Origin of the sequence: Streptomyces sp. SID3343 (assembly GCF_009865215.1) — a bacterium.
In the GTDB taxonomy this organism is placed as follows: Bacteria; Actinomycetota; Actinomycetes; order Streptomycetales; family Streptomycetaceae; genus Embleya.
In genome coordinates, this window is sequence record NZ_WWJX01000350.1 from 1 (window position 1) to 7733 (window position 7733).

At 71.5% G+C, this 7733-nt stretch carries 5 protein-coding genes; 4 read left to right on the plus strand and 1 reads right to left on the minus strand.

Annotated features, from left to right (window positions below; genetic code table 11):
• Nucleotides 1-148: 148 nt before the first annotated feature.
• Complete coding sequence (locus GT354_RS11980; RefSeq protein WP_161356281.1) at nucleotides 149-1579, plus strand: cytosine permease; 1431 nt, start codon at nucleotides 149-151, stop codon at nucleotides 1577-1579.
• A 272-nt stretch (nucleotides 1580-1851) separates the two neighbouring features.
• Entirely contained in the window at nucleotides 1852-2484 is a 633-nt protein-coding gene (gene mtnB, locus GT354_RS11985) for a methylthioribulose 1-phosphate dehydratase (RefSeq protein ID WP_161356282.1), read from the plus strand.
• Nucleotides 2485-2549: 65 nt separating this feature from the next.
• On the opposite strand, the gene mtnA is transcribed toward mtnB, so the two are convergent.
• Nucleotides 2550-3575, minus strand: a complete 1026-nt coding sequence (gene mtnA, locus GT354_RS11990) for an S-methyl-5-thioribose-1-phosphate isomerase (RefSeq protein WP_161356283.1) — start codon at nucleotides 3573-3575, stop codon at nucleotides 2550-2552.
• Nucleotides 3576-4318: 743 nt separating this feature from the next.
• On the opposite strand from mtnA, the gene GT354_RS11995 reads away from it, so the two are divergent.
• Together GT354_RS11995 and GT354_RS12000 are read left to right on the plus strand one after the other, a co-directional pair.
• Entirely contained in the window at nucleotides 4319-5380 is a 1062-nt protein-coding gene (locus GT354_RS11995; RefSeq protein ID WP_161356284.1) for a BMP family ABC transporter substrate-binding protein, read from the plus strand.
• Nucleotides 5381-5651: 271 nt separating this feature from the next.
• Nucleotides 5652-7733, plus strand: a 2082-nt coding sequence (locus tag GT354_RS12000; protein ID WP_346011991.1) for an ATP-binding cassette domain-containing protein, incomplete at its 3' end; no start/stop codon positions are given.

The following is a 7733-nucleotide window of genomic DNA, read 5'->3' on the forward strand; positions in this document are numbered from 1 at the left end:
GCTCGTCGGCTCCGAACCCGCGGCGCTCGTCGGCTCCGAACCCGCGGCGCTCGTCGGCTCCGAGCGCGCGACGCCCGTCGGCTCCGAGCAGGCAACGCCCGTCGGCGCGTTCGTCCCCCCTTAGCCTGGAAAGCTTGAGGAACCCACCATGAGCACGATCACCACGCACAGCAGCGACCCACCCGCAGGGCACGGCACCGCGAGTGGGGTCGAGCAGCACGGCTACGACTTCATCCCCGAGTCCGAGCGCTACATGACGCCACGTCAGCTCGGGCTGTTCTGGGCGGGCATCAACTCCTACCAGTTCTTCTTCGTGCTCGGCTCGCTCGCGATCGGCATGGGTCTGTCCCTGGTCCAGGCCATGGTCGCGGTGCTCGCGGGCAACGCGCTGTTCGCGCTGGTCGGCTTCAGCTCGGTGGCCGGGCCGCGCGCGGGGCTGCCGGCGCTGACCCTGAGCCGGGCCGCGTTCGGCGTGCTCGGCAACCGGGTCAACGCGCTGTTCACGTGGGCCATGTCGCTGGGCTTCAAGACCGTCAACGGGCTGCTCGGCGTGTTCGCGGTGCTGGCCTTGTTCGAGCGACTCGGCTGGGAACACCCCGGCGCGCTCGGCAAGATCCTGGCCACCGCGATCGTGCTCGGTACCGCGATCGTGATCGCGGTGACCGGCCACCGGATGCTGATCAAGGTCCAGCCGTACTTCGCCGCTGCGGTCGCGGTGATCTTCCTGCTGCTGCTCGCCCTCACGATCGGCGACGTGAACTGGTCCTGGCGGCCCGAGCACGGCGGCGTCGGTGGCTGGGACGCGGTCCCGGTGATCCTGACGGCGGCCGCGCTGATCGCGTCGGGATCACTGTCGTATCTGGTCGTCTCGCCCGACTACGCCCGCTACCTCCCGTCGGCCACGCCGGTGCGCAGGGTGTTTCGCAACGTCGTCGCGGGCGGCGCGGGGATGTCCGTCTACCTCGGCCTGGTCGGCGTACTGATCGCCACGCAGACCGACCTGGCCGACCCCGTCGGCGGCGTCGAGCCGCTCGTGCCGGTGTGGGTGTACGTGCTTTACATCATCGCGTGCTTCACCGGTTCGATCTCCAACAACGCATCGGTGTTCTACTCGTCGGGCCTTGCGGTCCAGGCGATCGGCATCCCCCTCAAGCGCTGGGTGGCCACGGCCCTGGACGCGATCCTGGCGCTCGCGGCGGTGCTGTTCATCCTGTTCGTGTACGACTTCGAGAAGGCGCTCAACGAGTTCCTGTCGCTCGTCAACATCTGGGCCGGTCCGTTCGCGGCGGTGTGGATCGTCGACGGGGTGCTGCGGCGGTGGAAGTACGACCACACCGCGATCCACACGGCGAATCCGTCCAGCCGTTATTGGGGGACGGGCGGAGTGAACGTGCGCGGGCTCGTGGCGATGGTGTGTGGCATGGGAACGGGACTGCTGACGATCAACTCGCCGCTCGTGCACGGGGCCGTGAGTTCGGCATTGGACGGGGCGGACCTCAGTTGGTTCTTGCCGATTGTGGTGTCGGGCGGGGTGTACCTCCTGCTCGCACGGGGGCGGGCGGGCGCGGCCGAGGGGTGATGCCGTGGGTTCGCGGTTGGTGGCTGGGGAGGAGGGTACCCAGCCCGCACCACTGGCGACACCTGCACCGTCTGCACCACCGGCACCATCGGCGCCACCAGCACCACCGGCACCACCCGTGTCGTATGACACCGAGGCTGCGGTTTTACCGCGATGTGGTGATTTGATCGGGCCCGGCGGCCGCGTGCCGCCGGGCCCGTTTTCGGGTTGTCTTCGATCGGGTGGAATGATGATCGACCCGGCGGTTTGATACGCGAAGTGAGGAATCCGGTATGAGTGCGCCCGAGGCTGGTTCGAAGACCGAGCGGGACGCGGCCGGCGCGACGCTCGCGGCCGAGGCGGCCCGGTTCGCGGGGCTCGGCTGGATGCGCGGGACGTCGGGGAACCTGTCGGTGGTGCTCGGGCGTGAGCCGCTGCGGCTCGCGGTGACCGCGTCCGGGCTGGACAAGGGCGAGTTGGCGCACGACGACCTCGTGGTCGTCGACGGCATGGGCACGCCGATCGACGCCGAGGCCAGTACGCCGCCGCGCCGGCCATCCGCCGAGGCCGGACTGCACGCGCGGGTGGTGGCCCTGACCGGCGCGGGCGCGGTCTTCCACGTACACACGGTCTCCGCCGTGTTGGCCGGCAAGCGCTGGCCCGACGGGATCGAACTGCGCGACCTGGAGATGCTCAAGGGCATCGGCCACGCGGCGCACGACGAGACCGTGGTCATCCCGGTGATCGCCAACAGCCAGGACATGACCGAACTCGGCGACCGACTGGAAGCCGCCTTGGTCGAGGGGGTTCCGGCGGTCGTGGTCGCGTCGCACGGTTTGTACGTGTGGGGCAAGGACGCCCGCCAGGCCCGTCACCACGTCGAGATCGTCGAATGGCTGCTGTCGTACCGCATCGCCGAGGGCTGACGGCTCCGTGTCCCGGGCGCGCGCGACGCGTCGCGCGCGCCCGGGACACGTACGGCCGGCTCGGCTCAGAACGTGTCGCGCACGCCCGTCTCGTCGACGATGGCGCTGATCAGGCGGGCCGGTGTGACGTCGAAGGCCGGGTTGAAGGCGCGGGACGCGGTGGGGGCCACGCGGGTGCCGGCCCATTCCAGGACCTCGGACTCCGGGCGCTCCTCGATGGTGATCGTGGCGCCCGTCGGGGTGTGGTCGTCGAACGTGGTGCGCGGGGCCGCGACCACGAACGGGATGCCGGCGTCGGCGCAGGCCAGTGCCACGCCGACCGAGCCGATCTTGTTGGCGGTGTCGCCGTTGAGGGCTATCCGGTCCGCGCCGATGACCGCGACGTCGACCAGGCCGCGCAGAATCGTGCTCGCCGCGGCGCTGTCGGGCTGGACCAGGTGCGGGATGCCCTCCTGGTCCAACTCCCAGGCGGTCAGGCGCGACCCCTGGAGCAGCGGGCGTGTCTCGTCGACGTAGACGACCTCGACCAGGCCGCGGGCGTGCAACTCGCGGATGATGCCCAGCGCGGTGCCCCAACCGGCGGTGGCCAGCGAGCCGGTGTTGCAGTGGGTCAACACGCGCAGCGGACGGCGCTCCACCCGGGACAGGATCCAGTCGGCGCCGTTGCGGCCGATGGCGTGGTTGGCCTCGATGTCCTCACGCACCACCGCGTGCGCCTCGGCCAGGACCGCGTCGAGGCCGGCCGGGATCAGCGGGGCGACCCGGTCCACGCCGCCGGCCAGGTTGACGGCGGTGGGGCGGGCGTCGCGCACGCGGGTGATCTCGGCGTCGAGCCGGCCGGCGTCCCACCCCTGACGCTCGCCCTGCCGCATCGCGACCGCGACGCCGTACGCGCCGGCCGCGCCCAGCGCGGGCGCGCCGCGCACCGCGAGCCGGCGGATGGCGTCGATCAGGGCGTCCACGTCGGTGATGTCGAGGTAGACGACGCGCTGCGGCAGCGCGGTCTGGTCGAGCAGCCGCAGGCCGGTGTCCAGCCACTCCAGGGAGCGCACGGGGGAGGCCGGTGTGGCGGGGGATATCGGGGAGGTCATCGCGTGTCCTTCTGTGCGGGCCGACCGGGGTGTCGGGCCGGTGGGCGGGCGGCGGCCGGCGATGAGGCGGGGCGGGGCGCGTACCGATCGGTGCGGGATCGCGTCCGAGCGAGATCGAAGCGATCCGACCCGAACGGATGCGAGCACCGTGCCGGCATGAGGATCCGTGAGGAATGCTACGTCGCGGTTGGCCGAGACCCGGCGGCGCGCCCGGGATGCGGACAGCAGCGCGGTCGGCGAGCCGGGCTCGTGACCGTGTGGTTCGGCAATCGGTACATCGTTCGCGATCTCGTGGTGATTCGGTCGGCGTCGGTATCCGACAGTCACGGCGTGCTCACATCGTGGACATTTTGTCCATATGTTGGTCATCGACAGGAGAGGGTGTTTTGGGGTGCTAATCTCCCGGAACCTGTCGCGTGTGATCATCGCACCGACGTTGGACGGGTTCGGGAAGGAGTAGCCATGGCCGACATGTCGCGTTTCACCGCGTGTTTCGAAAACCGAGGCTGCTCCATGGCGTGTATCGCTCCGCCCTCCCGGCTCGGTGGCTGTTGTCGTCGCCCGCACTGATCGGAATCGATCGCACCTGATCAGATTCGAGATCCAATCGCGCGTACACCGCCTGCCGCTCCACAGCTGAGGCGCCGTCACGGCGCCGAGAGGCCGGGGCCGAAGCTCCCGACCGTTCAACCCGCCGACACCGCGCCGCCCCGGCGATGTCGCACAGCCTCCCGAGGAAGCTCATGTACCGCATCACCTCCCGCCACCGCCTGGCCATCGCCGCGGTCGTCGTCGGCACCGCGCTGTCCGCGACCGCGTGCAACGCCTCCGACAAGTCCGACTCGAAGTCCGCCGGCGGCGGTACCGACTCGGCCAAGAACGTCGTGCTCGTGACGCCCGAGCCGATCGGCGTCAACGACTTCCTCAAGCTCGCGGCGCAGGGCGCGCAGAACGCGGCGAAGAAGCAGGGTGGCAGCGCGACCGTCCTGGAGAGCAAGGACACCAGCGCGGTACAGCAGAACGTCGAGGCGGCGGTACGGCAGAAGCCCGCCGTCGTGGTCGCGGTCGGCTTCGAGTTCGCCGACGTGCTCGCGCAGCAGGCCGAGGCCAATCCGAAGCAGCAGTTCCTCTTCGTGGACTCGTGCACCACCAAGCCGTACCCGAACATCACCTGCGCGACCTTCCGAGAGCACGAGGGCGTCTTCCTCGCGGGCGCCGAGTCGGGCCTGCTGAGCAAGACCGGCAAGGTCGGCGCGGTCGTCGCCCTCGACAGCCCGCAGATCCGCCGCTTCTCCGACCCGTTCGGCGCCGGCGCCAAGCAGACCAACCCGGCGACCGAGTTCACCCAGGTCTTCGTCGGCGGCCAGAAGCCGTTCAACGACCCGGCCCGGGCCAGCGAGCAGACCGCGTCGCTCAAGGCCAAGAACGTCGACCAGGTGATGGGCGCGGCCTCCGCGGCCGGCAACCTCGGCGTGTTCAGCGCGGCCAAGACGGCCGGCATCCAGGCGTTCGGCGTCGACGTCAACCAGTGCCCCGCGTCCCCCGGCAACGTCGTGGACAACGTGATCAAGCGCACCGACATCGCCGTCGAGCGCGGCGTCGAGCAGATCGCGGGCGGCAGGACCGGCGGCGTGACCTCCTACGGGCTCAAGGAGGGCGGCATCACCCTCACCAGCCTGGAGCCCGGCCTGGAGACCTCGCAGTGCCTGATCGCCCAGCACCCCGACACGATCAAGACGGTGCTCGGGCTGCGCGACCAGATCGTCGCGGGCTCGATCGCCGTGGCCGACCCGGCCGCGAAGTAACACCGGCGCAGTAGGACCGACGCAGCAACGCCGGTCCGGCAACGGCGGTGCAGCAGCGCCGGTCCGGTCGGCCCGGCGCAGCGACGCCGGCGCAGCGAAGACGGGGGCACCGGGTGACCGGCGCCCCCGTCGGACCCCGCCAGGTACGACCGAATCCGCGTTTCCGACGGAGAGTCACCCGATGAGCGATCAGCACGCAGCCGAGGCCCACGGCACGGTGCGGGCCGAGCGGCCCGAGCAGGCCGAGCCCGCGACCGGCGCCGAGGTCGAGATGCGCGGCATCGTCAGGCGATTTCCCGGCGTGCTCGCCAACGACCGGGTGGACCTGACGGTCGCGACCGGTGAGGTCCACGCGGTCATGGGCGAGAACGGCGCGGGCAAGTCGACGCTCATGTCGATTCTGTACGGCCTCCAGCGACCCGATGCCGGAACGATCCGGCTGCGCGGGGTCGAGCACACCTTCGGCTCGCCCGTACAGGCCATCGCGGCTGGGCTCGGCATGGTCCACCAGGGCTTCAAGCTGTTCCCCTCGCTGACCGTCACCGAGAACGTCGTCTACGGCAGCGAACCCACCCGGCGCGGCCTCGTGGACCGCGCCGGCGCGCGGGCCAGGGTTGCCGAACTCGTCGAGCGACACGGCCTCCAGGTCCCGCCTGACGCCCGCGTGGAAGACCTGCCGGTCGGCGTCCAACAGCGTGTGGAAATCCTCAAACTGCTCTACCGCGACGCGCGGGTGCTGATCCTGGACGAGCCCACCGCCGTGCTCACCCCGGCCGAGGCCGACCGCCTGCTCGACGTCATGCGCGGGCTGGCCGGATCGGGCCGCACCGTTCTGCTCGTCACGCACAAGCTCAACGAGGTGATGGCGGTCAGCGACCGGGTCACCGTGCTGCGCGACGGCCGGGTGACCGCCCGACTGGAGACCGCCGACACCAACCCGGCCGAGATCGCGCTCGCGATGACCGGGCGCCGGGTGGACCTGGACCGGGTACACGCCGCCGGCACGCCCGCCGCCGAGGTACTCGCGGTGCGCGGCCTGACCATCGCCACCAAGGGCGCCGACAAGGCCACCCTCGACGACGTCTCGCTGACCGTGCGCGCCGGCGAGATCGTCGGTATCGCCGGCGTCGCGGGCAACGGCCAGAGCGAACTCGTCGAGGCCATCGCCGGTTTGCGCCCCGCGATCGGCAGCGTCGTCGTGTCCGGCGTCGAGGTCGGCACGGCGTCGGTCGAGCACCGTAGGCGGGCCGGGATCGCGTACGTCCCGGAGGATCGCGGCACGGTCGGCGCGGCCCGCGACGCGTCGCTCGCGGACAACCTCGCGATGGGCTTCCACCGGGCGCCGCCGATTGCGGGGCGCGGCGGGTTTCTCAGCCGCGCCGCGATCCGCGACCACGCCGCGCGGGTGATCGAGCGCTTCGGGGTCAAGGCCGCGTCGTCGGCCGTGGCGATCGGGACGCTGTCCGGCGGCAACCAGCAAAAGGCCATCATCGGCCGCGAAATCACCCACGACGCCCCGGTGTTGCTGGTCGAGCAGCCCACACGCGGGGTGGACATCGGCGCGATCGGCAACATCCACGACCGGCTCGTGGAGTATCGCGACGCGGGGCACGGGGTGTTGCTCGTGTCGGCCGAGTTGAGCGAGGTGCTCGCGCTGTCGGACCGAATCCTGGTGATGTACGAGGGTCGGATCGTGGCCGACGTGGACCGGACCTCGGCGGACGCACACGCGATCGGGCTGGCAATGGCAGGCATCACCCACGTGAGTGACACCCCGGCCGACCGCGCGGCCGACAGCTCGGCGGGCGCCCCGGCCGACGCCGCAACCGACCGCGCGGCCGACAGCCCGGCGGACGCCCCGGCCGGTGCCTCCGGCAACTCCGCAGCCGTCCCGGCCGATGCCCCGGCGGGCACCTCAGGCGATTCCGTAGCCGTCCCGGCAGGCGTCCCGGCGGGTGCTTTGGGCGACTCCACAGCCGTCCCGGCCGGCGCCTCAGGGGACTCCGTAGCCGTCCCGGCCGACGCCTCGGGGGACTCCGTAGCCGTCCCGGCCGACGCCTTGGCCGGTGCTTTGGGCGACCCCGCAGCCGCCCCGGCCGACGCCTCAGGCGACTCCGCAGCCGTCCTGGCCGACGACCCGACCGGCGCCTCAGGCGATTCCGTAGCCGTCCCGGCGGGCGTCCCGGTGGGTGCTTTGGGCGACTCCGCAGCCGTCCCGGCCGACGCCCCGATCGACGCCCCGACCGGTGCTTCGGGCGATTCCGTAATTGTCCCGGCCGACGTCCCGGCCGGCACCTCAGGCGGCGCCTCAGGGGACTCCGCAGCCGTCCCGGCCGGCGCCTCGGGCGACCCC